Raw genomic sequence first — 23142 nt, forward strand, 5'->3', positions numbered from 1 at the left:
CCGGGCCGCGGGGTGTCGCCCGATACCCATACCGTGGAGTCATGGCGACCGACAAGCTGCGCGCGTGGTGGGCACATCGGCAAGGTCTCGACGGGTCGCTGCGCGGGGCGTCGGCGGCTGAGGTGCTGGAGCGGACCGGCTGGATGCGCTCGGTCGGCGGTTCGGCGCCTTATCTGGGGCTGTTCGTCAGGGCCCGCCTCGATCGCGAGACGGTCGACGCGGGCGTCGCGCGGCTCACCATCCACGAACTGCCGTCGGCGCGCGGTTGCACCTACGTCCTGCCGTCGGCGGATTTCGAACTCGGGCTGGCCGTCGGCGCCGGGGCGCCCGCCTCGGTGATCAGGATGTCGACGGCCTTGTCGTTGCGGGCCGTCTGCTCCGGTATCACCGAAGCGGGTGGGTAGAAGCCGTCGATGCCGCCGTCCTTCGGGTACATCTCGAAGGTGTAGCTGAGGATCTTGTGCTTGCCCCACGCCCAGTCGTTGACGTCGCCGTCGGTGACGTACAGATCGCTGGACTGCTCCGGCGTGTAACCGTTGGTGGCGGCCATCTTCTTGCCGACGTCGGCGAAGCGTTTCGCTTCTTCCGCGCTCAGGCCCGTGTCGGTCTCGGCCTGGGTGTAGCCGTACGGCCAGAGCACCAGTTCCGAGAAGGTGTGGAAGTCGATGTGCGTCTTGATCTGCTGCGCGCCACCGACCACACGGGAGTCCACGAACTCCGCGACGGCCTTGGTCTCGGGCTCGGAGAACGCCGACGGACCGTGGTAGTCCGCGGCGGACGGGTCGTCGCTCGACCCGCCGCAGCAGCTCCACTTGTAGTCCCAGTTGCGGTTCGGGTCGGTGCCGATCGCGCCGCTGCCCGGCACGGGTTTGCGCGTTTTGCGCCAGCCTTGGTACTCGCCGCCGGCGATGTCGTATTCGGAACCGTCCGGGTTGACGTTCGGGAGCACGAAGATTTCGTGCTCGTCGACCAGCTTCTTGAGGGCAGGGTCGGACGCGTAGCCGCTGGTGAACCGCTGCACGATCCGCAAGCACATCTCGGTGGTGAGGTGTTCGCGCGCGTGCTGGTTGCAGGTGAACAGCACCTCGGGCTCGGTTTCGTCCGTGCCCGCGTTGTCGCTGATCTTCAGCAGGTTCAGCTCGCGGCCTTCGTAGGACTTGCCGACGCTGGACAGCGTCGCGATGTCTCCGTGATCCTTCGCGGCTTTTCGCAGCTCCGCGGTCGTTTCGGCGTAGGTGTGATACGCCTCGTCACCCGGCGGGAAGTCACCCGCGACCGCCGCGGTGCCTGCCCGATCACTCCGTTGTTTCAGCATGCTGTCGAAGTCGCCGAGCGGCTTGAGGCCGAATCCGTTCGCGCGCAGGCTCGCGGCCTGAGCGGGCGTGGCGACGACGGTCAGCGCGCCACCGCGCGAGCCCGCGACGTCGACACCGGCGCGGGCCACCTCGGTGCGCTTCTCGGCGGTGGACGCACCCTCCACCGAGTACAGCCCTCTCGCCGGGTCACCGGTCCGGGCGTTCGCGACGGGCGTCGTGACGGCCAGCAGGGCGAGCCCTGTGGCGGCCAAGGCGCCCCCGATGCGACGGCGTGTGGACATTTCGCCTCCGAACGAGCTGGGCCGAGGTGGCGTTCACCGTCACCGAAGTGGATCATTCACGACAACCCGACGGTTGTCGTCCCCACTCACCGTTCACGGCCAGAGGCGGTCTTTGCGCCAGGTGCTGTGCTCGCGCCGGTAGCGCAGCCGCCGGTGCCGCCGGTCGTGGCTCGCCTGCCAGAACTCCACTTCGGACGGCGTCACCAGATACCGAGTCCAGGTTTCCGGTGCCACGCCGGGGTTCTCTTCGACCCACCGCTCCGCTTCCGCGGCCGCGCGGTCGAGATCGGCCGGATCCTCGAGCACCTGGGACTGCCTGCCGACGAACGCCTCCACCCGGGACGCCGGCGGCCGGGCGGTGAAATCGGCCGCGGACACCTCGGGCTCGGCGAGCGAGACCGGACCGCGCAGGCGGACCTGACGGCCTCGTCCCGGCCAGAAGAAGGTCAGCGCGGCGAACGGATTCTTCGCCAGCTGAACACCTTTCGGGCTTTCGGAGCTCGTCGCGACCGCCCAGGTGTCCTCGTCGACGTCCTTGAGGATCACGACCCGCGCGTCCGGTACCCCGTCGGCGTCCACTGTGGACAGAGTGACGGCGTGCGGCGCCAGGACGTGCTCACCCGCTTCGTCGAGCCATGCCAGGAAGAGCTCGCGCGGAGTCGACGGTGTGGCCTCGGTGTCGAACTCCGGAAGTTGCTCGGGAAACGACGGCCAGCCGCGCAACGTGCGGTTCATCAGTACCCCGGCGGACGCTGCGGCGGATAGCCGGGCCCGGGCGGCGGATAGTGCGGCGGATGCTGACCCGGCGGCGGGCCCTGCGCGGGCGGCGGGCCGACCGGGTACGGCGGTGGCTGCTGGGGCTGCCAGCCGGGCGGCGGCTGCTGACCGGGCGGCGGCTGCTGACCGGACGGCGGCATCGGCGGGCCCGGCGGCATCGGCGGTTGCCGGCCCTGCGACTGCGCCCACTGCACCTGCTGATAGACCTCGCCGGGCTGCGGGAAACAGAACGTCAGCTTCGCGTTCACCGAACCCTGGACCGCCGCGCCCCACAGCTTCCCGCCGACGAACGCGTACATCTGCGCCGCCGAGACATCGACGGCCACCATGCGCGTCTCGCCGCCGAACTGGTTTCCGGACTTCGCCGACGCGGCCTGCGCGGCGTCCGGGTACACGCGGTCACCGATCAGACCGGCGATCACCACCGAAGCGGCCGTCCAGCCGACAGTGCCCATCACGTTCGCGCGCGCGTGTTGCGTCGCCAGCCCGGTGAAGTCGTACAACGCGGGCGCGGTGACCTCCGGGATCGCCGCGGCGACCACGCAGTAGTTCATCGTGGACATCATCACGGATTCGGTGAACAGGCCCACGACGGCCGCGCTCGGACCGATCTGGACGGTGTTCAGCCTGCCCCCGCTGCGCTGGATACGCTCTGCCACCGCACCCAGGTACTGCTCCTTGGTGAGCACCGATGCCTCCCGAAGATTCCTCACGCAGCGCCATCGTCGCACGAACAGGGCGGATGGTCGCACCGGCGCGGCGATCCGATCTGCTTCACTGGGCGCCACTATGCGACGTCTTCTGATCTTGCCGCTCGCCGTGCCGCTGCTGGCGGCCTGCGGGCCGACGGAACAGCCGCCGTCCGCGGCGAGTTCGCCCGCGCCGTCGACCACCGCGGCGCCCAGCATCCCGCCCGCCCCGGAGCCCACCGGCAAAGGCCCGTGCCCGTACCTGAGCACCGACTTCGTTTCGGACGCCAACGGGCAGAAGGTCTCCAAGGTCAAAACCTCGGCCGACCAGCCGCATCCGACTTGTTTCTTCTACGCGCTCAGCGGGAAACTGCAGCTCACCGTGCGCGTGTACGTCGGAGAACCCGCGGTGGCCAAGGCGCTGGTGGATCAGGCGGCGCCGATCGACACCTCCAATCCGGCCGACGAACCGGCGGGCTGGAAGGGCGGCTACCAGCCGACCGGAGAAGGCGCCGTCTACGCCGTTTCGAAGGCCGGGAACGCGGTAGTCGTAACCACCAATCAGAAGCAGAGCATCAAGGCACGTACGGTGGCGAAGGAGGCTATCGGTGAGCTGAAGCTCTAGGTAGTGGTATCCACACGTCAGAGTGAAGTTGATCTTGTACTACCCTGTGCCGCACGCGCGACGGTTCGCGGGACCAGCGCAACGCCGGGATCCGGCGGAGGCCGCCTTGCGGTGTGGCTCGGCGGCACAAAAGATCATTTCTCCCCATAGGACAAAAGGACAGGTTTCGTGGCTGACACCCTCAAGGAAATCTTGCTCGACTCCAGCCGTCGCCCGGCTGTCGTGAGCGACTTCGAAAACCTCGTCGACGCCGAGGTCTCGGACAAGGGCGGCGTTTCGGGTGCCGTCGTGAAGACCGGCTTCGCCGCCGTCAAGAAGATCAAGCCGGGCATCATCCCCGCCGCCGTCGACACCCTGCTCGACGACTTCACCGGTGCCCTCGAGCCCTTCTACAGCGACTACAAGGCCAAGGGCGGCAACGACTTCGGTGCCTACCTGGTCAGCCGCAGCGACGAGGCCTCCGACGCGCTCCTGTCGGTCACCGACTCGCGCGCCGAGAAGAGCAGCCGCGACAGCATCAAGAAGGTCTACTCGAAGCTGCGCCCGAACGGCAAGAAGAACGTCGAGGAGGCCCTTCCCCGCCTCGGCCAGCTGATCGACAAGCACGCTGCGCTTGCCTGATCGCGCGCTGCGCGATTGAATCGCGCGCTGACGTGAACGCGCCGAAGGGGCGTCGACCCGCTTCCCACTCACGTGGGCGGGGAGGCGCCCCTTCATCGCGTCACGTGGCCTTCGGCCCGAAAGAGGGCGCGCGACCGGTGAAGTCTCGCCATCGCGCCGGCGCACTGAGGCGAGACGAGTCCGCCGGTGCTGTCGTTGGGTGCGTTGATCGTCGGCACCAAGACGACCCTTGGGTGCGCGTTGATCTTCGGTGCGAGGACGTGAGAGGGCCGTCCAGTGACCTGGGGTCGCTGGACGGCCCTTTCGTGACAAGCAGAAGACGTGTGTGAAGCGTCAGTTCTTCTTGTCGGCGGAGCTGGTGCTCGGAGCCTGGTGCCCGTTCTTCGGGACGCCGGGCTTCGGAGCGCCGGGGTTCACCGGAGCCGGTCCGGAAGCGGCGGGCTTCGCGGGAGTGGCCTGTGCCGGCTTCGGAGCAGCCGTGGCCGGAGTGGCCGGAGTGGCCGGAGTGGCCGCGGCCGGAGTTGCCGGCTTCGCGGGAGTGGCCGAAGTGGCCGGCTTCGCGGGAGGAGCAGGCGGAGCCTTCGGCGGCGCGGGAGCGACCGGCGGCTCCTGCTTGGAACGCAGGGCGTAGGCGGCACCGGCACCGACGACCGCGATACCGATCACCCACGGCCAGCGGCGACGCTTGCGCGTCCCCTTGGCTGCGGACTTCGCCTCGACGAGCGCGGCCCTGAAGTCCTTCTTCGCCGCCTTGAAGTCCTTCTTGCCCCGACGCTTGGACTCGCCGGCGGACTTCGCGGCCAGGATGGCGGCCTTGCGCGCCTTGCGGCCCGGCTTCCGCATCTCGGAAATCCTGGCCAGCGCCTCCTTACGAGCCGCCTTCGAGCTGCGCTTGAGCTCCTTACGGGTCAGTTCCGTCTTCTTCGCGAGCTTCTTGCGCGCGCGACGGCTGGTCTTGGCGATCTCACCGGCGCTCTCCGAGAGCTTCTGCTCGGCTACCTCGACGGCGTGGGCGGTGGCTTCCTTACCCGCCTCGACGGCACGTTTGCGCAGGCCGAGCGCGCCGGCCTTCGCCGACTCGCTCACCGAATCTGCGGCCCGGGTCATGGCTCTCACCTCTTCAATCGTTTTGATTCCGCTTCGTTGCTTGTAACCTATCGTGCCCCTTCTCCCCGGATCCTGCCGCAGATGGCACGATGAAGCTCGTGACTGAAAGCAAGGGACCCCTCAGTGGTGGCGCGTTGAAAGCCACTCTGCACACCAACCAGGGTGACATCAACCTGAACCTGTTCCCCGACCACGCGCCGAAAACGGTCGCGAACTTCGTCGGGCTCGCCGAGGGCAGCAAGGAGTACACCCAGCCCAACGCGCAGGGTGCGAACTCGGGCCCGTTCTACGACGGGTCGATCTTCCACCGCGTCATCGACGGCTTCATGCTCCAGGGCGGCGACCCGACCGGCACCGGCCGCGGCGGCCCCGGCTACAAGTTCGGTGACGAGTTCCACCCGGAACTCCAGTTCTCCAAGCCGTATCTGCTGGCCATGGCCAACGCCGGACCCGGCACCAACGGTTCGCAGTTCTTCATCACCGTCGCGCCGACGACGCACCTCAACTTCAAGCACACCATCTTCGGCGAGGTCGCGGACCAGGCCTCCCGCGAGGTCGTCGACGCGATCGGCCGCACGGCGACCGGTCCCGCCGACCGTCCGCTCCAGGACATCGTCATCGAGAGGGTCAGCGTCAGCCGCGAGGGCTGATCGTAGAGCCGGTTACGGGGGATTTCGGTAGGTTGGTGGCATCGTGAGCCAACCACCGAATCCCCAGTACCAGCAGGCCGCCATGCCCGGCTGCTGGTGGCACCCGAACCGGCCGACCGGGCTGAGCTGTTCGCGCTGCGAGCGTCCGGCCTGCCCGGACTGCCTGCGCGAAGCGGCCGTGGGCTTCCACTGCACCGACTGCGTCCAGGCGGGCCGCCAGCAGGATCGCGTCCAGCAGAAGCAGTACCGCGACGCCGGTTACGGCGCGACCACCATCGCCGGCGCCCGGCCGCCTCGGACGGCCGTCGTGACGCCGGTCCTCCTGGCGATCAACGTCGTCGTCTTCTTCGTCACCGTCGCACTGGCCGGCAGCCTTTCGAGCAACAACATCTCGGAGTTCTTCCAGCTCGGCAATCTGGACAACGTGCCGACCCTCGCGGGCAACGAATGGTGGCGGATCTTCACCTCGGGGTTCCTGCACTTCGGCCTGCTGCACATCGCGAGCAACGCCTTCTCGCTGTGGTTCGTGGGCCGTCCGCTGGAGGTCGCGCTCGGTCGCGTCCCGTTCGCGGTGCTCTATCTCGTGTCGATGCTCGGCGGCTCGGCGGCGTGCCTGGTGTTCTCGGACCTCGGCGCCTACCCGGTGGTCGGTGCCTCCGGTGCCATCTTCGGGCTCATCGGCGCGTACACGGTCATCGTCATCAAACTCAGGCTGAACCCGACCTGGTTGCTGATCATCCTCGGCCTGAACGTCTTCATCACCTTCCAGGTACCGAACATCTCGATCCTCGCGCACGCGGGTGGGTTCGTAGCCGGCCTTTTGGTGACCTTCGCGCTGCTCTACGCGCCGGAGAAAGACCGGCTCAAGTGGCAGATCGGCGGGATCGCGATCGTCGTCGTCGCGATCGTCGGGCTCATCGTCTGGAAGGACACTCAGACGATCTCCGCCGCGTTCTGCGATATCACGTCGATCCAGGGTCAGCGGGTCTACGGCTGCTACCGGTAAGTCGATCATCGACATCGACTGCGTTCGACGGGAGTTCACCGCCGGTCCGGCCGTGGCGGGAGACCAGCGGGCGTGTCGGCACGGCGAAGCGAAGTTCAGCGGCTCGCTGCGGACCTGCGTGGTCGAGATCGACCCGATCTGCTCGCCGGCCTCGCCGTACGAAATCTGCGGGGAGTACGCGCCACCCGCGGCGGGACCGGCCGTTCCGGGCTGATCACACGGCCCTGACGGCAACCGTCCTTTGCTACGACAACGCCTGACCCTTGAAGGCGGTGAGGACGTCCAGGACGTCCCTGGGGTCCTCGCCGAGGTCGATCCGGCCGAACACCAGCAAGTGGTCGCCGGATTCGACCTCGAGGGTCACACTGTCCCGGCCGAGTCGTCGCGTCGTGCGCAGCCGGAACCGGGCTTCGGTCCAGGAATAGCGGTGCGCGCCACCGACGGTCCTGGCGAGGATTCCGCCGGGCCCGGCCGCCAGCCGGGGACGGAGCAGGGTGCCGTGCAGGGCGAGCGCTCCCGTGGAGAGCATCGCGACCCCGGTCAGGATCGTGCCGCCGACGTCGCCGCCGATGGCCAGCCACAGCACACCTGCCAGCAACGCCAGGGTGATCCCCCACGCCACTACCACAACGTTCCGCTGCGGCGCCCACGAGGTGGGGTAGTTATCCACAGGGGTTATCCACACTGGGGATGAGTCACACCGGTGTGATCAGGCGTCGAGCCGCCGTCCGGGGTGAGGCTCACCGCCACCGCATCGTCATGAGCAAACCGGCGATCATCAGCACGAAACCGATGGCGAAGTTCGTGTTGCCCAGATCCGCCATGAAGGGGATCTTGTCGCCCGCGATGTAGTTGACGACCAGCCACATCAGGCCGACCAGCATGAGGCCGAACATCACGATCTTGTAGAACAGGTTCGACGGGCCCGCCGCCTTGACCTTCACCGGCGTGCGGCGATCGGTCGGCGGGGTGTACGCCGTCTTCTTGCGGACCTTGGACTTCGGCATCGTGTTCCTCGCGTACTGTTCGGCTTCCCTGGTGGCGATGACCCGCTTTCGGGTGCGCAACCAGCGCCACGTGCACACGTTAACGTAAACGAGCGCCGCTGGGCACCGTCCGGGACCGGTCGATTTCCCGCACTGTGACAATGGTGTCACACACGGTTCGACATGGTGACGGTTCGACACTGTGCTGGTTCGACACTGCGGCTTGGTTCGAGACTGAGGAGCTTGCGTGGCTGAGCGGGAAGAGCCGGGCGGGGACCGACGGCGGTACCCCGAACGACCCCCTGGCGGAGGCCGTCCGGCCCCCCGGCCCAGGCCGGACGCCGCACTGTCGCCGCGTCGCGCCCCTGGAGAGGCGCCCACGCCGCGCCGGAGGCCGCCGGAAGGACCGCCACCACGGCGCCCGATGGCCGGGCCGCCACCGCGTCGCCGTCCCGCGCCGCCGCCGGGGTCGACCGAGGAGACCGTCGTCTTCGAACCGGTCGGCGGAGGCACCACGACCGAGGAACGCCCGCCGCCGCGCGAGCTGGGCAAGGGCGGCGCCGCCATCCGGACCGTGGGCGAACTGCTCATCACCGCCGGCCTGGTGGTGCTGCTGTTCATGGTCTACGAGGTCTACGTGACCGACCTCTTCTCCGCGGGCAAGCAGTCCGAGGCGAGTTCGGAACTCGACGGCGACTGGTCGAAGGACCGGCAGCTGCACCCCGACCTGGTCGACGGGAAGGCGTTCGCCAGGATCCACATCCCGGTGTTCGGCGCCGACTTCAACTTCACCATCCAGGAAGGCACCACCGAGGCCGCGCTCGAAGTGGGCCCCGGCCACTACAAGGGCACGGCGCTGCCGGGCGAGCCGGGCAACTTCGCCATCGCCGGCCACCGCGTCGGCAAGGGCGCGCCGTTCAACGATCTGGACAACCTCGCTTCGTGCGATCAGATCATCATCGAGACGCAGACGGACTTCTACATCTACAAGGTGCTGCCCTACAAGGACGAGGTCGAGGGCTGGGCCGCGGGCAAGGGCGCCGACCCGAAGTGCAGGAACGTCGGGACGCTGCGTGATCCGAACGCCGTGGACGGCGGCGCCTACGGCGAGACCAACGGCCGCCGCATCGTGTTCCCCACCAAGGGCGAGACGGTGAACCCGGTGCCGTACAAGGACCCGGAGATCCTGCCGAAGGCCGAGCAGGTCTCGCTGCTCACGCTGACGACGTGTCACCCGAAGTTCTCGGCGAAGGAACGGCTCATCATCCACGCGGTGCTGGCTCAGCAGGTGCCGAAGAACCAGGTCGGCTCCTACGCCGAACTCCTGCCCAAGATCTCGGAGGCGCGCTGATGTACGGCTGGATCTGGCGCAAGCTGCCGGGCCCCTTCGCGGTGAAGCTCGCGACGGCGGTCGTGCTGGCGCTCGGGATCGTGGCGCTGCTGATGTTCGTCGTCTTCCCGTGGCTGGAGCCACGGCTTTGGTTCAACGAAGTGAGTGTCCAGTAGCCGCGCGATTCGGCGTCTTCCTCGTTTCCGGACGGTTTCCCGGGCAGGAGGACGCCGATGTCCTGCGCCGGTCGGTCGACGCCGCCGTCGCCGCCGAGCGGGCCGGGTTCGACGACGTGTGGTTCGCGGAGCACCACTTCATGCCGTACGGCGTCTGTCCGTCCGCGATCACCCTCGCCGCGCACGTACTGGGCCGCACCGAGCGGATCGTGGTCGGTACCGCGGTGAGCGTGCTGTCGGTCGCGCATCCGGTGGCGCTCGCCGAACAGTGGTCGCTGCTCGACGCGGTTTCCGGTGGACGGCTGCGGATCGGCGTCGGCCGGGGCGGGCCCTGGCAGGACCTCGAGGTCTTCGGCACCGGAGCTCCCCGATATGAAACGGGATTCGAAGAGAGCCTCGACCTGGTGCTCGCGGCGATGACGGCGGAGACGGTTTCGGCAGGCGGCGACCACTTCCGGTTCCGTGAGGTGCCGATGGTGCCGCGACCGGAACGCGCTCCGCGCCTGGTCGTGGCCTGCGGGGACGCCGGCTCGCGTGCGGTCCGGCTCGCCGCCGATCGCGGGCTGCCGATGTTGCTCGGCCTGCACACCGACGACGACGGCAAGATCGAAACCCTCGCCGCGTACGGCGATTCCGCCGCCGAACATGTCTCGACGGTGCTGTGCCAGGTCGGGGACGACGCGGTGGACGTCGTGCGGTCCGCGCTGCCGGGCTCCCTGAAGGAGGGGTTCGCCGGGCACGTGTATCTCGACGGCAGGCGGGGGCTGGACAAGGATCCGGTGTCCTACACCGACAAGCTGTGCGAGATGCACCCGATCGGCGGCGTGGAGTACTGCGTCGACAGGCTGGGAACGAGCATCCGGCGTACCGGGGTCTCCCACGTGATCATGATGGTGGAAGCGTCCGGTACGCCGGAGGGAACGCTCGAGAACATCGCGCGGATCGGGAAAGAGGTCCTGCCCGCGCTGCGGAACTGCTAGCAGTCGCGGAGTTCCGGGCTCTGGTTCAGCAGCTGCCCGCGCACCGAGACGAACGCGCGGTAGCGGTCACTGTCCACTTGGGACGGTTTGAACGCGGCGACCCGGTGGCAGTTCTGGAACGCCAGCTTGACGCCGAAGTGCCGTTCCAGCCCGCCGCGGATGGAGTCCGAGGCCAGCGCCCGCAGCAGCTGACCGCGTTCGGCCTCGCTCGGCGGCGGTGTCTCGTTGTCGGCGAACCCGTCGGCCGCGCCCTCGGCCTCCGCGATGACACCGGTGATCACGGTCCAGGCGTACGGCAGGGATTCCCGGACACAGGCGACGAATTCGGCGTCGGAGACCTCCCCGCGCTCGGCCTTCTCCAGCAGCGCGGGCGATACATCCAGAGACATCGGACCTCCGAGAGAGACGCGGTGAACGTGGGCCGTCTTCCTGACTACTCACCCGCGGGCCAAGCCACAAGAGAAAACGATCATCATCACCACTTTGGCGGAAGCGGTCGTCACTTCCAGTGGAAGAGCTTCGTCGCCACGACACAACTGCCCGCCGCGAAAGCCGCCGGAACGGCGAGCTGCAGCGGCGGTGGACCGGTGCAGGTTCAGGCGTCGTCGAGGGCTTTGACGCCCGGTGGACACACCGCGAACATCGCGGTCTTGGCCTATCTGGGTTCCTGACCTCTTGTGCCGTGAAGGCCTCCCTCCCTGCCTAGGAAGGAGGCCTTCACGGCACAGGTTCAGTCCCTGGAGATCCGAGTCATCTCTTCGCGCTCCACGACCTTCACGCGTTCCCGGCCGTGCGGGACGCCGAGGGACTTCTCGTGGGCGTCGAGTTTGCCCCAGCCTTCCCAGGTGGTGAAGGGAATGCCGCGTTCGGTCAGGAAACCGAGGATCGCGTCGGGGTCGTCGACGGCCGGGGCCGTCAGCTTCTCGGCGTCGGCCAGCAGGCTCGCGATCGTTTCGGCCGCGTCGCCCTTGGTGTGCCCGATGAGGCCGACCGGGCCGCGTTTGATCCAGCCGGTCACGTAGACGCCCGGCACCTGGTCCTCGTCGATGTCCAGCACCCGGCCCGCCTGGTTCGGCACGGTCCCGGTGGTGTGGTCGAACGGGATCTCCGGCAGATGCGACGAGAGGTAACCCACCGCGCGATAGACGGCCTGGACGTCCCAGTCGTGGAACTCGCCGGTGCCGCGCACGGTGCCGTCACCGGTCAGTTCGGTGCGCTCGGTCCGCAGCCCGACCACGCGACCGTCCTCGCCGAGGACCTCCGTCGGTGAGTGCAGGAAGTGCAGGTGCAGCCGCTTCGGCCGGTCGCCCTGGTCGCGGATCGCCCACTCCTGCAGCGTCTTCACGACCATGTCGATCTGCTTCGACGCCCGCAGCGCGGCGATGCTGCCCTCGTCGAACTCGATGTCCTCGGGGTGGACGATGACCTCGACGTTCGGCGAGTGGTCCAGCTCGCGCAGCTCCAGCGGCGTGAACTTCGCCTGTGCCGGACCGCGGCGGCCGAACACGTGCACGTCGGTGACCGGGCTGGCCTTCAGCCCCTGGTAGACGTTGTCCGGGATGTCGGTGCTGAGCAGCTCGTCCGCGGTCTTCGCGAGGATCCGCGCCACGTCGAGCGCCACGTTCCCGACACCGAGGACGGCGACCGACGTCGCGGTCAGCGGCCAGGTGCGCGGCACGTCCGGATGCCCGTCGTACCAGGAGACGAAGTCCGCGGCGCCGTAGCTGCCGTCGAGGTCGATCCCGGGGATGTCCAGCGCGCGGTCGGCCATGGCGCCGGTGGAGAAGATCACCGCGTCGTAGAACTGGCGCAGGTCGTCGAGCTTCAGGTCGGTCCCGTAGTCGACGTTGCCCAGCAGGCGGATGTTCGGCTTGTCGAGGACCTTGTGCAGGGCGGTGACGATGCCCTTGATCCGGGGATGGTCGGGTGCGACGCCGTACCGGATCAGCCCGAACGGCGCCGGCATGCGCTCGAACAGGTCGATCGTCACGTCGGCGTCGGACTTGTCGAGGATGTCGGCGGCGTAGATACCGGCCGGACCGGCACCCACGATGGCTACACGAAGAGAACGGCTCACTCCTACCACGGTAAGTTAGGCAGCCCTAACAATCATTGTGATCTGGCGTACGGTCCATCTGGTGGGAGCCGGTAAGCTGGCTTCATGCGCGTGCTCGTCGTCGACAACTACGACAGTTTTGTCTACAACCTGGTCCAGTACCTGGCCCAGCTCGGCGCCGACTGCACCGTCTGGCGCAACGACGTGGTGGACGTCGACAAGCTCGGCGAGTTCGACGCGGTGCTCGTCTCTCCTGGCCCGGGCACCCCCGAACGGGCAGGTCAGAGCATGGACGTCATCCGCGAATGCGCCGAGCGGCGCATCCCGATGCTCGGCGTCTGCCTCGGCCACCAGGCCCTTGGTGTGGTCTTCGGCGCCACCGTCGATCGCGCCCCGGAACTACTGCACGGCAAGACCAGTCAGGTCCACCATTCGGGCGAAGGGGTGTTGGCCGGACTCCCTGCGGAATTCACCGCCACGCGGTACCACTCGCTGACCGTTTTGCCCGAAACCATCGACGACGCCGTGTTCGAGATCACAGGCCGCACGGAGTCCGGTGTCGTGATGGGCATGCGGCACCGCGAGCTGCCGCTCGAAGGCGTCCAGTTCCACCCCGAGTCCGTCCTCACCCAGGGCGGGCATCGGATGCTGGCGAACTGGATGGCGTCCGCCGGCCACCCGGTCCCCGAAGTCACGGTCGACGAACTCGAACAGGCGACCCGTGCGCTCCAGAAGGCCGCTGCTGCGTGACCTCGCTGATCCGGCTCGAACGAGTCGGGAAGCGCTACGGCCGCGGTGAACCCGTGCTCGTCGACGTCGATCTCGACGTTCCGGCGGGCCGCGTCGTCGGAGTTCTCGGCTCGAACGGTTCGGGAAAGTCGACGCTGCTCAGGATCCTCGCGGCCCTTTCCCGGCAGACCTCGGGTGCCGTCGTGGGCAGCCCGCGCGTCGGCTACCTGCCCGACCGGTTCCCGGCGGGCCAGCGGATGAGCGCCAGGGCGTACCTGCGGCACATGGCCCGCATCGACGGACTTGCCGACTTGTCGGTGATCGACCCGCTGCTGGACCGGATGGCGCTGGTCGGCGGACCGGACGCGCCGTTGCGGACCCTGTCGAAGGGCAACGCCCAGAAGGTCGGCCTCGCCCAGGCCGTCCTGGCCGAGCCGGAATTGCTGATCCTCGACGAGCCCTGGTCCGGCCTCGACGTCGAAGCCCATGCGGTGCTCGGCGAAATCGTCGCCGAGACCAAGGCGCGGGGCGCGAGCGTGGTCTTCACCGACCACCGCGCGGCCGTCGTGCACGCTCACGCCGACGACGTCCACCGGATGGACGACGGCCTGCTGACCCGCGTGGAAAGGGGAACGAAAGCCGCCAGCGCGACGAGGATCGTCCTGCACGGACCCGGTGGCGACTGGTCCGCGGAACCCGGCGTCAGCCAGGCCGAGACCGAGGGCGAGAAGGTCGTCCTGACGGTCGAAGCGGGACACACGGACGCCGTCCTGCTGCACGCGCTCAACCGCGGCTTCTCGGTACAGGAGGTGGCGCCGTGCTCGCGATGACCCGCTACTACCTCGCGCTGCTCGGCCATTCCCAGCGCTATCTTCCCGCGATCCTCGCCTACCTGGCGGTCAACACGGTGCTCTACACGGATCCGAAGTCGCCGCTGCTGCCGCAGTACGGGATCAGCGCGGGTTCGCTCCTGGTGGTCTCGTGCTGGCTGACCATCGCGATGCTCGACGTCGAAGACCCGGTCCAGCGGCTCGTCACCTTCAGCCACGCACGACGCTGGCGATCGGTCCTCGCCGGAGCGACGCTGGCCGTCCTCGGTTGCGCCGCCGTGCTGATCGTCGTGACGCTGGCGTGGTCGGGCCTCCGGTCCGGCGGTTTCCCGATCGGCACTCTCGCCCTCGGCGCCGCGGCGCACGCGTTGTGCGCGCTGTTCGGGATCGCGATCGGCCTGCCCTGTTCGCGGCTGCTGGTGCCGCGCGTCGGCTGGTCCGTGCTGGCGGCGGTCTTCGCGCTCGCGGCCGTGCTCCTGGTCAAGTGGCTGCCGCTGGCCAACCCGCTGCTGCGTGCCCTGACCTCGCAACTGCCACTGGCCGTCCCGTTCATGGTGGCGGCGGTGGCGGCGATCGCCACCTTGCTGCTGAGCGCGACGGCCGTCGGATATCTGCTGCGCCGCAACGCCTGACACCCGAACGGTTCGCGGCCCGGTATGCCAGGCTCGTGACCCTCACCAGGCGTGCCGTTGCGCGTGAGGACGAAGCTGTCGCCTTCTTCGACGGCACGCATGATGTTCGGTGTGTCGTCGCACAGCTCGCGTTGAGTGATCTGCCGGACCATGCTCGAGAAGTAGCGACCCGGTTTCGTGATAGGAAAAGGCCCCGCACGGAAACCGTGCGGGGCCGTTCAGCTCACTGCGGCTAGCCGTTACCCGGCAGACCCGGGAGGCCACTGCGTGAACTCGACGTCGGCGTCTCGTCGTTTTCGACGACGAACAGCGTGATCGGCGCGTTCTTCGCGATCTTCGCACCGGCCTGCGGATTGGTCTTGCTGACCTTGCCCGCGAGGTCCCGATCACCGTTCTTGTCGGCCTGCGAGTCCAACTGGCCGTTCCAGCCCAGCTGCTGCAACTGCCGCTTCGCCTGCTCCTCGGTCATGCCCTTCAGGTTCGGCATGTCGAAGGTCTCCTGGCTGCCGTTCGACACGGACAGCTTGACCACACTGCCGACGGCGAGCTTGCCGCCGTTCGGGGTCTGGTCGATCACCGTGCCCTTGGGCTGTTCGGAGTCCACGTTGGTGACCGACGGGGTGAACCCGGCCGCCTTCAACCCGGCTTCGGCCTCGGTCTGCGTCTTGCCCTTGTAGTTCGGGACCGTCTTCAGTTCCTTGGACTTGCCGACCGTGATGTCGACCTTCGAGCTCTGGTCGACCTCGGCCTGCGAAGCCGGGTTCTGCGAGATGACCTTGCCGACCTGGTTCGTGTCTTCGGTCTCTTCCTCGTTGGTCGTACCGAGCTTCAGACCGGCTTCGGTCAGCGCCGTCGTGGCCTCGGCCACGCTCTTGCCCTTGAGGTCCGGAGTCTTGACCTTGCCCGGCTTCGCGCCGACGGTCAGCGTGATCTTGTCCGAGGTGGGCGTCACCTGGCCCTCGGCCGGGCTGATCGCGATGACCTTGTCGATCTGGTTCTCGTCGCAGGAGAGCTGGCCGTTCACGGCCTCGCCGGTGCAGACGATCTTCTTGGTTGGCTCGAACGAGTTGAACCCCACGCTGCGGAGCGTGTCCTTCGCCGAGGCCTCGGATTGGCTCACCACCTTGGGGATCGCCTTGCTCTCCGTGTCGGAGCCGTTGAACGCGTTGGACAGCCACATGATCAGCAGCACCACCGCCGCCAGCGAGACCACGAGACCGGCGATGAGCCAGGCACGGCGCTTCTTCTTCGCGGCCGGGTCTTCCTCTTCGTCCTCGTACTGGTCGTAGCGCTGCGGCGCCCGGCGGTCGGAGTCCATGACCTGGGTGCGCTCGTCCTCCGACATCACCATCGGCGCGGACGGCCGCTGGCCGGACAGCGTGCGGACCAGATCCGAACGCATCTCCGCCGACGACTGGTAGCGGTTCGCCGGACCCTTCGCGAGCGCCTTGAGCACGACGGCGTCGAGCTCGGGCGCCACGGCCGGGTTCACCGACGACGGCGGGTTCGGGTCTTCCCGGACGTGCTGGTACGCCACCGCCACGGGGGAATCGCCGGTGAAGGGCGGCTCGCCCGTGATGAGTTCGTACAGCACACAGCCGGCGGCGTAGACGTCGGAACGCGCGTCGACGGACTCACCGCGCGCCTGCTCCGGCGAGAGGTACTGCGCCGTGCCGATCACCGCGGCGGTCTGCGTCATCGCGGACTGCCCGTCGTGCATGGCGCGCGCGATGCCGAAGTCCATCACCTTGACGGCGCCGTTCTTCGTGATCATCACGTTCGCCGGTTTTACGTCGCGGTGCACGATGCCGTGCCGGTGCGAGAAGTCCAACGCCGCGCAGACGTCGGCCATGACCTCCATCGCCCGCTTCTGCGACATCGGGCCTTCGGTCTTCACGATGTCCCGCAGAGTCCGTCCTTCGACGTACTCCATGACGATGTAGGGCAGTGGGCCGAACTCGGTGTTCGTCTCGCCGGTGTCGTAGACGGCGACGATCGCCGGGTGGTTCAGTGCCGCCGCGTTCTGTGCCTCGCGACGGAAACGTTCTTGGAACTGGGGATCCCGCGCCAGGTCGGCACGCAGGATCTTGATCGCCACCTCCCGGCCCAGGCGCACGTCGTGGCCGTGGTGGACCTCGGACATGCCTCCGTAGCCGAGCGTTTCGCCCAGCTCGTAGCGGTTGCTGAGCAGTCTTGGTGTGCTCATCTCTGCGTGCCGTTCCATTCCGTCCAAGGTTTGCTGCTCATCATTCCTGGATTCGCCTGTCCGGCCGGCTCCTCGGTGCCGCCCTCCATCGGCACCGCCGGGTACGCGGATGTCGGCGAAGGACCTTCAGACTTCTTACCCGGAGCCGGTGCTTGTTCACTCGTGTCCACGCCGCCCGACTGCGGTCCGTTGCCCGAACCGACCAGTCTCACGATGAGGAAGGCTCCTGCCACCAGTACTGCGATCAGGATCACCGCGAGCAGCACCCACCAACCCCACTGCGTCCGTCTGCCGGGCAGGCGGCGGACCGCCATCGGCGGCGGGCCGGTGACCGGGTGCATCGCGGGAGGCGACGCCGGTCCGACCGCCGCCAGCGGATTCGGCGGCGAATGCGGGCCGGGCGGAACCTGCTGCGGCAGCACCGGCTGGCCTGCCGAGTAGGCCACGTTGACCAGCCCCGACGGCGTCGGCAGCGGAAGCCCGGCGCGGACGGCGGCCACCGCGGCCGCGAACTCGCCGCCGCTGTTGTACCGCTGCCTCGGATCCTTGATCAGGGTCGCCTCGATGACCGCGCGGGCGCCCAGGGGAACGTCCGGCGGCAGCGGCGGCGGGAGGTCGCGGATGTGCATCATCGCGACGGTCACCGCGTTCTCCGAAAGGAACGGCCGGTGCCCGGTGAGGCATTCGTAACCGCAGACGGCCAGCGAGTAGACGTCGCTCGCCGGTTCGGCGTTGTGCCCGAGCGCCTGCTCGGGGGCGATGTAGTGCGCGGTGCCCATGACCATGCCGGATCTGGTCACCGGTGCGGCGTCGGCGGCCTTCGCGACCCCGAAGTCGGTGATCTTCACCTGCCCGGCCGGGGTGACCATGATGTTGCCCGGTTTCACGTCACGGTGCACAAGACCCGTTTCGTGCGCGGCCTGCAGCGCGTTACCGGCCTGTTCGAGGATGTCCAAAGTGCGCTCGGCGTTCAGGCGCCCTTCGCGGGTGATGATCGCGGCCAGCGGATCGCCTTCGACCATCTCCATCACCAGATACGCGATCGACAGCTCGTCCGCGACCGTCTCGCCGTAGTCGTGCACGGCGGCGATCCCGGGGTGGTTCAGCGACGCCGTCATCCGCGCCTCGGTCCGGAACCGGTGCAGGAACTCCGCGTCGCCGGACAGCTCCGCCTTGAGGATCTTGACCGCGACCGTCCGGTCCAGCCGCGTGTCACTGGCCTGCCAGACCTCGCCCATCCCGCCGACGGCGATCCGGTTCGTCAGCTTGTACCTGTCGGCCAGCAGCTGACCCGAGGACAGCATCCGTCATCCACCCCCGAGCATGGCGTTGACGGCGGCGCGGCCGATCTCCGCGGCCACGGTGCCACCGGTCGCCTCGAGCCCTCGGTTACCCCCGGACTCGACGATCACCGAGACGGCGATCTTCGGATCCATCGCCGGCGCGAACCCGGTGTACCAGGCGTGCGGCGGGGTGCTCTTCGGGTCGTTGCCGTGCTCGGCGGTGCCGGTCTTGGAGGCGATCTGGATGTCGCCGCGTTTGCCGGCGCCCTTCGTGTTCTCTTCCGACGCCAGCATCATGTCGCGCAGGAGCGCGGCGTTCGTACTGGACAACGCGGCGTCACCGGTCAGTTCGGCCGGGGTGTAGTCCTCGATGGTCGACAGGTTCGGCGCCAGCAGCGACTGCACGAGCTGCGGCTTCATCGCCATCCCGTTGTTCGCGATGGTCGCCGAGAGCAGGCAGTCCTGCAGGGGCGTCAGCCGCACGTCGCGCTGGCCGATGGCGCTCTGGAACAGGGCCGCCTTCGATTCGAGCGGGCCGAGGGACGAGCCGGCGACCCGCATCGGCACGGCCAGGTCCTCGCCGACGCCGAAGTTCTTCGCCGTCGCGTTCAGCTTGTCCTTGCCGAGCTCGCCCGCGAGTTCGGCGAAGGGCACGTTGCAGGAGTACCGCAGCGCTTCCTTCAACGTGCTGCCCTTGCAGGGCGCGCCACCGTAGTTCTCCAGCGTCGTCTGCGTGCCCGGCAGCTTGACGTTGGGCGCGGTGCTGACCGGCATGTCCGCGGTCTTGCCGTTTTCGAGCGCGGCCGCGGTCACCAGCAGCTTGGCAGTCGAACCCGGCGGGTACGTCTCCGAGATCGCGCGGTTGAGCATCGGCTTCTTCGGATCGTCGCGCCACTGCGACCAGGCCGCGACCTGCTCCTTGGTGGTGTGCGAGGCCAGCTTGTTCGGGTCGAACGACGGCGTCGACACCATGGCGAGGATGCGCCCGGTCTTAGGCTCCATCGCGACCACCGAGCCGGTGTAGCCCTTCTGCGTCATCAGGTCGTACGCGGCCTTCTGCACGGCCGGGTTGATCGTCAGCCGCACGTTCCCGCCGCGCGGGTCGCGGCCGGTGACCATGTCCGAAAGGCGCCGCACGAACAGCCGCGGGTCGGACCCGTTGAGGACGTCGTCCTCGGACCGCTCCAGGCCGCCCGAGCCGTAGTTGATCGAGTAGTAGCCGGTGACCGGCGCGTACATCGGGCCGTCGGCGTAGGTCCGGATGAACTTGTACTTGTCGTTCGACGGGTCGACCTTCGCGAGCGCGGCGCCGTCGGGCGTCACGATCAGCCCTCGCTGGCGGGAGTACTCGTCGTAGAGCACGCGTACGTTGCGCGAGTCCGTGCGGTAGTCGTCGGCCTTGACCACCTGGATGTAGGTGGCGTTGGCCATCAGGAGCACCACCATGACCAGCATGGCGAGACCGACCTTGCGGAGCGGGGTGTTCACGAGGGGCTCCCCTCACCGGTCGCGGGCGGCCGCTGGACCATCACCGTGTGCGCTTCGGCGAGCGGCGCCTGCGGCTGCTGCGGCTTCGGCCGCACGGCGGGTTTGCGGGCGGCGTCGGAGATGCGGAGCAGGAGGGCCACCAGGATGTAGTTCGCGAGCAGTGAAGAACCACCGCGGGAGAGGAAAGGGGCGGTGATCCCGGTGTTCGGGATCAGGTTCGTGACGCCGCCGACGACGACGAAGATCTGCATCACCAGGGCGAACGACAGACCGCCGCCGAGAAGTTTGCCGAAGGTGTCGCGCACGGCGAGGGCGCTGCGCATCCCGCGCATCGCCAGGATCAGGTACAGCATCAGCATCGCGGCGAGACCGATCAGCCCGAGTTCCTCGCCGATCGCGGTGGTGATGAAGTCCGTCTTGGCCTCGGGGACCATGTCCGGCCGTCCGGCGCCGAGGCCGGTGCCGCCGACCCCGCCGGTCCCCAGCCCGAACAGCCCCTGCGCGACCTGGTAACCGCCGCCGGGGTCGTCGTAGGTGGCCAGCGGGTCGATCCAGTTCCGGACGCGCTGCTGGACGTGGGTGAACAGGTTGTAGGCGATGATCGCGCCGGCGGCGAAGAAGCCGACGCCCAGCACGACCCAGATGACCCGTTCGGTGGCGACGTACAGCATCACCAGCGTGACGCCGAAGAACAGCAGCGACGTCCCGAGGTCCTTCTCGAACACCAGCACGCCGAGGCAGGCGGCGGCCGCGATGAGGATCGGGCCGAGGTCACGGGCACGCGGCAGCTCGACGCCGACGATCCGCTTGCCCGCGACCATGAACAGGTCGCGTTTCGTCACCAGGAACGAGGCGAAGAAGATCATCAGCAGGATCTTCGCGAACTCGCCGGGCTGGATCGAGAAGAACGGCAGCTTGATCCAGACCTTCGCGCCGTTGACCTCGGACAGGCTCGACGGCAGCACCGCGGGCAGCGCGAGCGCCACGATGCCGACCAGACCGCAGATGTAGCCGTAACGGGTCAGCGTGCGGTGATCGCTGATCACGACCAGCACCACCACGAACAGCACCAGCGAGATCGCCGTGAACAGCACCTGCTTGGTGACGTCCGGCGTGTACTCCTTGCCCTGCTGGACCGCGCGTTCCGCGAGCGCCAGGTCGATCCGGTGGATCATCACCAGGCCGAGCCCGTTCAGCAACGCGACACACGGCAGGATCACCGGGTCCGCGTACGGCGCCCAGCGGCGGACCGCCAGATGCGCCGCCGTCAGCACCCCGAGATACGACAGGCCCAGCCAGATGATCGAGCTGGTGAGCTCCTGCTCCTGGTTCGCCTCCACCAGCACGAGGGCGACGGTGACGATGAACGTCGCGAACGCCAGGAGGACGAGCTCGGTCCCGCGCCGCTTTGGCAGCTCGCGCGGAGGGTTCGTGGCGAACTGGGCCGAAGCCGGATCGGCGAGCGGCGTGCTCATCAGTTACCGCCCCCTGGTGCTGCCGTGGTCGGCGTCGAGCAGTCCCTCCCCGCTGGCTGGTTCGCCGAACTCGGCGAGGCGGGGGTAGAAGGGGCTGCCGCCGACGACGACACCGGAGGCGACGACGGCGTGGTGGGCGGCGTGGAAGTCGAGCTGGTCTGCTTGCAGTCGGCCAGCTGCTTGTGCGGCCGCAGGAAGTCGTCGATGTACTTGCGGGCGTCGTCGAGGTTGTCCTTCTTGACGCCGTTCTTCACCGCGATGCGCGCGTCCTCCTGCAGGGCGGGCACCAGCAGCTTGTCGGTGCACAGCCCGCCCGGCGGGCACGAGCCCTGCTCGTAGGCGTGCAGGTCGATGCCGAGGATGCTGCCCGGGACGCCGCGGAAGATCACGACCTCCTCACCGGGTCCCTCGCCGACGTAGTACTGGCTCAGCACGAAATACCGCGTGGCGATCGCCGCCGCGGCCAGCACGATCAGGACGACCACTGCTCCCGCCAGCCAGCGAAATCGCCTCCGGCGCTTGACCTTCGGGTCCTCCTGCTGGGGCTGGACCTCCGGCCGCGGTTGCGGCGCGGGCTGGGTCAGCGCGCGGGCGCGGGCGGCGGGGGAGTCGCCCTGATGGAATTCGTCACTGCCGTCACCGGCGGCGCCGCCCACGATGGGCGCGTCCTCACCGAAGTCGACGTCGACGACGTCGGCGATGATCACCGTGACGTTGTCCGTGCCGCCGCCCTTGAGTGCCAGCTCGATCATCCGGTCCGCGCAGGCCTGCGGATCCGGGATCTGGATCGCCTCGGACAGCGTCTCGTCGCTGACCATGCCGGACAGACCGTCCGAGCAGATCAGATAACGGTCACCGGCGCGGGCCTCGCGCACGGTCAGGCTCGGCTCGACCTCGTGGCCGGTGAGCGCCTTCAGCAGCAGCGACCGCTGCGGGTGCACCGCGGCCTCTTCCGGCGTGATCCGGCCCTGTTCGAGAAGTTCGTTGACGAAACTGTCGTCGCGGGTGATCTGCGAGAACTGTCCGCCGCGCATCAGATACGCCCGCGAGTCGCCGACGTGCACGACACCCATCCGCGAACCGGCGAACAGCACGGCGGTCAGGGTCGTGCCCATCCCGTCGAGGTCCGGGTCCTGCTGGACGAGCTCGGCGATGGCGGCGTTGCCGTTCTGGACGGCCTCACGCAGCTGAGCGAGAAGGTCGTCGCTGGGATCGTCGTCGTCGAGGGGCGCGAGGGAGGCGATGACGACCTTGCTGGCCACCTCACCCGCGGCGTGCCCACCCATGCCGTCGGCGAGGGCGAGCAGGCGGGGACCGGCGTACACGGAGTCCTGGTTGCTGGAACGCACCAGGCCCCGGTCGCTGCGAGCCGCGTAGCGGAGGACGAGAGTCATGGGCGAAGCTCGATCACCGTTTTGCCGATCCGGATGGGGACTCCGAGCGGGACCCGGAGGGGTGCCGTGACCTTAGCCCGGTCAAGGTACGTCCCGTTCGTCGAGCCCAGATCTTCCACGTACCAATCCTCCCCGCGCAGGGCGATCCGGGCGTGCCGGGTCGACGCGTAGTCGTCGTCCAGCACCAGGGTCGAGTCGTCGGCACGGCCGATCAGGATCGGCCTGCCGTCCAAAGCGATCCTGGTGCCTGCCAGCGCACCGTGGGTCACGAGCAGCTGCTGCGGCGACTTCCCGCCGCGCGGCTTCTTGGGTTCCTTCTTCTTGCGGCCGAACGTCGGGACGGCGACACGCAGGCCGGAGGCCGCGTACAGATCCGAACGGACGACACGCAACGCGGCGAACACGAAGAGCCAGAGCAGCACGAGAAAGCCCACCCTGGTGAGTTGAACGACCAGCTCTGGCACTTGTTGTGTCCGCTCCCGTTTCTCCTGTACGCCGCGGAGAG

25 protein-coding genes are annotated in these 23142 nt (G+C 68.3%); 11 read left to right on the forward strand and 14 right to left on the reverse strand.

The features are described from left to right. Nucleotides 1-271 precede the first annotated feature (271 nt). The 3 genes from P3102_RS00090 to P3102_RS00100 all read right to left on the reverse strand — a co-directional run bounded on the left by P3102_RS00090 (nucleotide 272) and on the right by P3102_RS00100 (nucleotide 3063). On the reverse strand, nucleotides 272-1597 hold the full coding sequence (locus P3102_RS00090; protein WP_276365504.1) for a M14 family metallopeptidase: 1326 nt from the start codon (nucleotides 1595-1597) through the stop codon (nucleotides 272-274). A gap of 93 nt (nucleotides 1598-1690) precedes the next feature. Then, nucleotides 1691-2332, reverse strand: coding sequence for a pyridoxal 5'-phosphate synthase (locus P3102_RS00095; RefSeq protein WP_276365506.1), 642 nt, complete (start codon nucleotides 2330-2332; stop codon nucleotides 1691-1693). After that, nucleotides 2332-3063: a hypothetical protein gene (locus tag P3102_RS00100; protein ID WP_346660211.1), complete on the reverse strand. Its 732-nt coding sequence runs from the start codon at nucleotides 3061-3063 to the stop codon at nucleotides 2332-2334. Before P3102_RS00100 ends, P3102_RS00095 begins: the two co-directional genes overlap by 1 nt. 100 nt (nucleotides 3064-3163) lie before the next feature. Between P3102_RS00100 and P3102_RS00105 the strand changes: the two genes are divergently transcribed. Both P3102_RS00105 and P3102_RS00110 read left to right on the forward strand, forming a co-directional pair. Further along, nucleotides 3164-3688 (forward strand): DUF2020 domain-containing protein, encoded by a 525-nt coding sequence (locus P3102_RS00105; RefSeq protein WP_276365509.1) that lies wholly within the window; start codon nucleotides 3164-3166, stop codon nucleotides 3686-3688. Nucleotides 3689-3856: 168 nt separating this feature from the next. After that, entirely contained in the window at nucleotides 3857-4309 is a 453-nt protein-coding gene (locus P3102_RS00110; protein ID WP_276365510.1) for a hypothetical protein, read from the forward strand. A 333-nt stretch (nucleotides 4310-4642) separates the two neighbouring features. Here the strand turns inward: P3102_RS00110 and P3102_RS00115 are convergent, their stop codons facing one another. Further along, nucleotides 4643-5416, reverse strand: a complete 774-nt coding sequence (locus tag P3102_RS00115; RefSeq protein WP_276365512.1) for a hypothetical protein — start codon at nucleotides 5414-5416, stop codon at nucleotides 4643-4645. 89 nt (nucleotides 5417-5505) lie between these two features. Between P3102_RS00115 and P3102_RS00120 the strand changes: the two genes are divergently transcribed. The 3 genes from P3102_RS00120 to P3102_RS00130 are packed head-to-tail and all read left to right on the forward strand — an operon-like array spanning nucleotide 5506 to nucleotide 7286. Next, nucleotides 5506-6066, forward strand: coding sequence for a peptidylprolyl isomerase (locus P3102_RS00120; protein ID WP_276365513.1), 561 nt, complete (start codon nucleotides 5506-5508; stop codon nucleotides 6064-6066). A 43-nt stretch (nucleotides 6067-6109) separates the two neighbouring features. Then, nucleotides 6110-7072: a rhomboid family intramembrane serine protease gene (locus P3102_RS00125; RefSeq protein ID WP_276365515.1), complete on the forward strand. Its 963-nt coding sequence runs from the start codon at nucleotides 6110-6112 to the stop codon at nucleotides 7070-7072. Between the two features lie 52 nt (nucleotides 7073-7124). Next, entirely contained in the window at nucleotides 7125-7286 is a 162-nt protein-coding gene (locus P3102_RS00130; RefSeq protein ID WP_276365516.1) for a hypothetical protein, read from the forward strand. A gap of 30 nt (nucleotides 7287-7316) precedes the next feature. Here P3102_RS00130 and P3102_RS00135 read toward each other — a convergent pair whose 3' ends face one another. Together P3102_RS00135 and crgA are read right to left on the reverse strand one after the other, a co-directional pair. Next, nucleotides 7317-7694, reverse strand: coding sequence for a PH domain-containing protein (locus P3102_RS00135; RefSeq protein WP_276365518.1), 378 nt, complete (start codon nucleotides 7692-7694; stop codon nucleotides 7317-7319). A gap of 118 nt (nucleotides 7695-7812) precedes the next feature. Continuing rightward, on the reverse strand, nucleotides 7813-8079 hold the full coding sequence (crgA, locus tag P3102_RS00140) for a cell division protein CrgA (protein WP_101613637.1): 267 nt from the start codon (nucleotides 8077-8079) through the stop codon (nucleotides 7813-7815). 403 nt (nucleotides 8080-8482) lie between these two features. On the opposite strand from crgA, the gene P3102_RS00145 reads away from it, so the two are divergent. The 3 genes from P3102_RS00145 to P3102_RS00155 are packed head-to-tail and all read left to right on the forward strand — an operon-like array spanning nucleotide 8483 to nucleotide 10544. Further along, on the forward strand, nucleotides 8483-9409 hold the full coding sequence (locus tag P3102_RS00145) for a class E sortase (RefSeq protein ID WP_276365519.1): 927 nt from the start codon (nucleotides 8483-8485) through the stop codon (nucleotides 9407-9409). Then, complete coding sequence (locus P3102_RS00150) at nucleotides 9409-9564, forward strand: hypothetical protein (RefSeq protein ID WP_005161850.1); 156 nt, start codon at nucleotides 9409-9411, stop codon at nucleotides 9562-9564. Before P3102_RS00145 ends, P3102_RS00150 begins: the two co-directional genes overlap by 1 nt. Next, nucleotides 9537-10544: an LLM class flavin-dependent oxidoreductase gene (locus P3102_RS00155; RefSeq protein WP_276365523.1), complete on the forward strand. Its 1008-nt coding sequence runs from the start codon at nucleotides 9537-9539 to the stop codon at nucleotides 10542-10544. Before P3102_RS00150 ends, P3102_RS00155 begins: the two co-directional genes overlap by 28 nt. Here the strand turns inward: P3102_RS00155 and P3102_RS00160 are convergent. Both P3102_RS00160 and P3102_RS00165 read right to left on the reverse strand, forming a co-directional pair. Then, on the reverse strand, nucleotides 10541-10933 hold the full coding sequence (locus tag P3102_RS00160) for an SCO5389 family protein (RefSeq protein ID WP_063276715.1): 393 nt from the start codon (nucleotides 10931-10933) through the stop codon (nucleotides 10541-10543). The two genes, P3102_RS00155 and P3102_RS00160, sit on opposite strands and share 4 nt — an antisense overlap. Before the next feature lie 341 nt (nucleotides 10934-11274). Continuing rightward, the gene (locus P3102_RS00165) at nucleotides 11275-12594 is read right to left on the reverse strand and encodes an FAD-dependent oxidoreductase (RefSeq protein ID WP_276371553.1); all 1320 of its coding nucleotides are present in this window, start codon (nucleotides 12592-12594) and stop codon (nucleotides 11275-11277) included. 111 nt (nucleotides 12595-12705) lie between these two features. Between P3102_RS00165 and P3102_RS00170 the strand changes: the two genes are divergently transcribed. Genes P3102_RS00170 through P3102_RS00180 form a run of 3 tightly spaced genes read left to right on the forward strand, consistent with a single transcriptional unit; the run spans nucleotide 12706 to nucleotide 14791 of the window. Beyond that, nucleotides 12706-13350, forward strand: a complete 645-nt coding sequence (locus tag P3102_RS00170; RefSeq protein WP_276365526.1) for an aminodeoxychorismate/anthranilate synthase component II — start codon at nucleotides 12706-12708, stop codon at nucleotides 13348-13350. Then, a complete protein-coding gene (locus P3102_RS00175) occupies nucleotides 13347-14159 on the forward strand; it encodes an ABC transporter ATP-binding protein (RefSeq protein WP_276365527.1) in 813 nt (270 codons plus the stop codon). The genes P3102_RS00170 and P3102_RS00175 overlap by 4 nt, the downstream gene beginning before the upstream one ends. Beyond that, on the forward strand, nucleotides 14147-14791 hold the full coding sequence (locus P3102_RS00180; RefSeq protein ID WP_276365529.1) for a hypothetical protein: 645 nt from the start codon (nucleotides 14147-14149) through the stop codon (nucleotides 14789-14791). Before P3102_RS00175 ends, P3102_RS00180 begins: the two co-directional genes overlap by 13 nt. Nucleotides 14792-15023: 232 nt before the next feature. Here the strand turns inward: P3102_RS00180 and pknB are convergent, their stop codons facing one another. Genes pknB through P3102_RS00210 form a run of 6 tightly spaced genes read right to left on the reverse strand, consistent with a single transcriptional unit; the run spans nucleotide 15024 to nucleotide 23101 of the window. Next, nucleotides 15024-16997 (reverse strand): Stk1 family PASTA domain-containing Ser/Thr kinase, encoded by a 1974-nt coding sequence (gene pknB, locus P3102_RS00185; protein ID WP_276371555.1) that lies wholly within the window; start codon nucleotides 16995-16997, stop codon nucleotides 15024-15026. Beyond that, the gene (locus P3102_RS00190; RefSeq protein ID WP_276365530.1) at nucleotides 16994-18301 is read right to left on the reverse strand and encodes a protein kinase; all 1308 of its coding nucleotides are present in this window, start codon (nucleotides 18299-18301) and stop codon (nucleotides 16994-16996) included. The genes pknB and P3102_RS00190 overlap by 4 nt, the downstream gene beginning before the upstream one ends. 3 nt (nucleotides 18302-18304) lie before the next feature. Next, complete coding sequence (locus tag P3102_RS00195; protein WP_276365532.1) at nucleotides 18305-19768, reverse strand: penicillin-binding protein 2; 1464 nt, start codon at nucleotides 19766-19768, stop codon at nucleotides 18305-18307. Further along, nucleotides 19765-21243 (reverse strand): FtsW/RodA/SpoVE family cell cycle protein, encoded by a 1479-nt coding sequence (locus tag P3102_RS00200; protein ID WP_276365533.1) that lies wholly within the window; start codon nucleotides 21241-21243, stop codon nucleotides 19765-19767. Before P3102_RS00200 ends, P3102_RS00195 begins: the two co-directional genes overlap by 4 nt. After that, the gene (locus P3102_RS00205; protein WP_276365535.1) at nucleotides 21243-22637 is read right to left on the reverse strand and encodes a PP2C family serine/threonine-protein phosphatase; all 1395 of its coding nucleotides are present in this window, start codon (nucleotides 22635-22637) and stop codon (nucleotides 21243-21245) included. The genes P3102_RS00200 and P3102_RS00205 overlap by 1 nt, the downstream gene beginning before the upstream one ends. Further along, entirely contained in the window at nucleotides 22634-23101 is a 468-nt protein-coding gene (locus P3102_RS00210; protein ID WP_276365536.1) for an FHA domain-containing protein, read from the reverse strand. Before P3102_RS00210 ends, P3102_RS00205 begins: the two co-directional genes overlap by 4 nt. Between the last annotated feature and the right edge of the window lie 41 nt (nucleotides 23102-23142).

The organism is Amycolatopsis sp. QT-25 (genome assembly GCF_029369745.1).
Classification (GTDB): domain Bacteria; phylum Actinomycetota; class Actinomycetes; order Mycobacteriales; family Pseudonocardiaceae; genus Amycolatopsis.

What these genes read in the sequence shown, in the direction of transcription:
- P3102_RS00090 (WP_276365504.1), bottom strand. Translation starts at nt 1,597, where the DNA reads ATGTCCACACGCCGTCGCATCGGGGGCGCCTTGGCCGCCACAGGGCTC.
- P3102_RS00095 (WP_276365506.1), bottom strand. Translation starts at nt 2,332, where the DNA reads ATGAACCGCACGTTGCGCGGCTGGCCGTCGTTTCCCGAGCAACTTCCG.
- P3102_RS00105 (WP_276365509.1), top strand. Translation starts at nt 3,164, where the DNA reads ATGCGACGTCTTCTGATCTTGCCGCTCGCCGTGCCGCTGCTGGCGGCC.
- P3102_RS00115 (WP_276365512.1), bottom strand. Translation starts at nt 5,416, where the DNA reads ATGACCCGGGCCGCAGATTCGGTGAGCGAGTCGGCGAAGGCCGGCGCG.
- P3102_RS00120 (WP_276365513.1), top strand. Translation starts at nt 5,506, where the DNA reads ATGAAGCTCGTGACTGAAAGCAAGGGACCCCTCAGTGGTGGCGCGTTG.
- crgA (WP_101613637.1), bottom strand. Translation starts at nt 8,079, where the DNA reads ATGCCGAAGTCCAAGGTCCGCAAGAAGACGGCGTACACCCCGCCGACC.
- P3102_RS00145 (WP_276365519.1), top strand. Translation starts at nt 8,483, where the DNA reads ATGGCCGGGCCGCCACCGCGTCGCCGTCCCGCGCCGCCGCCGGGGTCG.
- P3102_RS00150 (WP_005161850.1), top strand. Translation starts at nt 9,409, where the DNA reads ATGTACGGCTGGATCTGGCGCAAGCTGCCGGGCCCCTTCGCGGTGAAG.
- P3102_RS00160 (WP_063276715.1), bottom strand. Translation starts at nt 10,933, where the DNA reads ATGTCTCTGGATGTATCGCCCGCGCTGCTGGAGAAGGCCGAGCGCGGG.
- P3102_RS00170 (WP_276365526.1), top strand. Translation starts at nt 12,706, where the DNA reads ATGCGCGTGCTCGTCGTCGACAACTACGACAGTTTTGTCTACAACCTG.
- pknB (WP_276371555.1), bottom strand. Translation starts at nt 16,997, where the DNA reads ATGAGCACACCAAGACTGCTCAGCAACCGCTACGAGCTGGGCGAAACG.
- P3102_RS00190 (WP_276365530.1), bottom strand. Translation starts at nt 18,301, where the DNA reads ATGCTGTCCTCGGGTCAGCTGCTGGCCGACAGGTACAAGCTGACGAAC.
- P3102_RS00200 (WP_276365533.1), bottom strand. Translation starts at nt 21,243, where the DNA reads ATGAGCACGCCGCTCGCCGATCCGGCTTCGGCCCAGTTCGCCACGAAC.
- P3102_RS00205 (WP_276365535.1), bottom strand. Translation starts at nt 22,637, where the DNA reads ATGACTCTCGTCCTCCGCTACGCGGCTCGCAGCGACCGGGGCCTGGTG.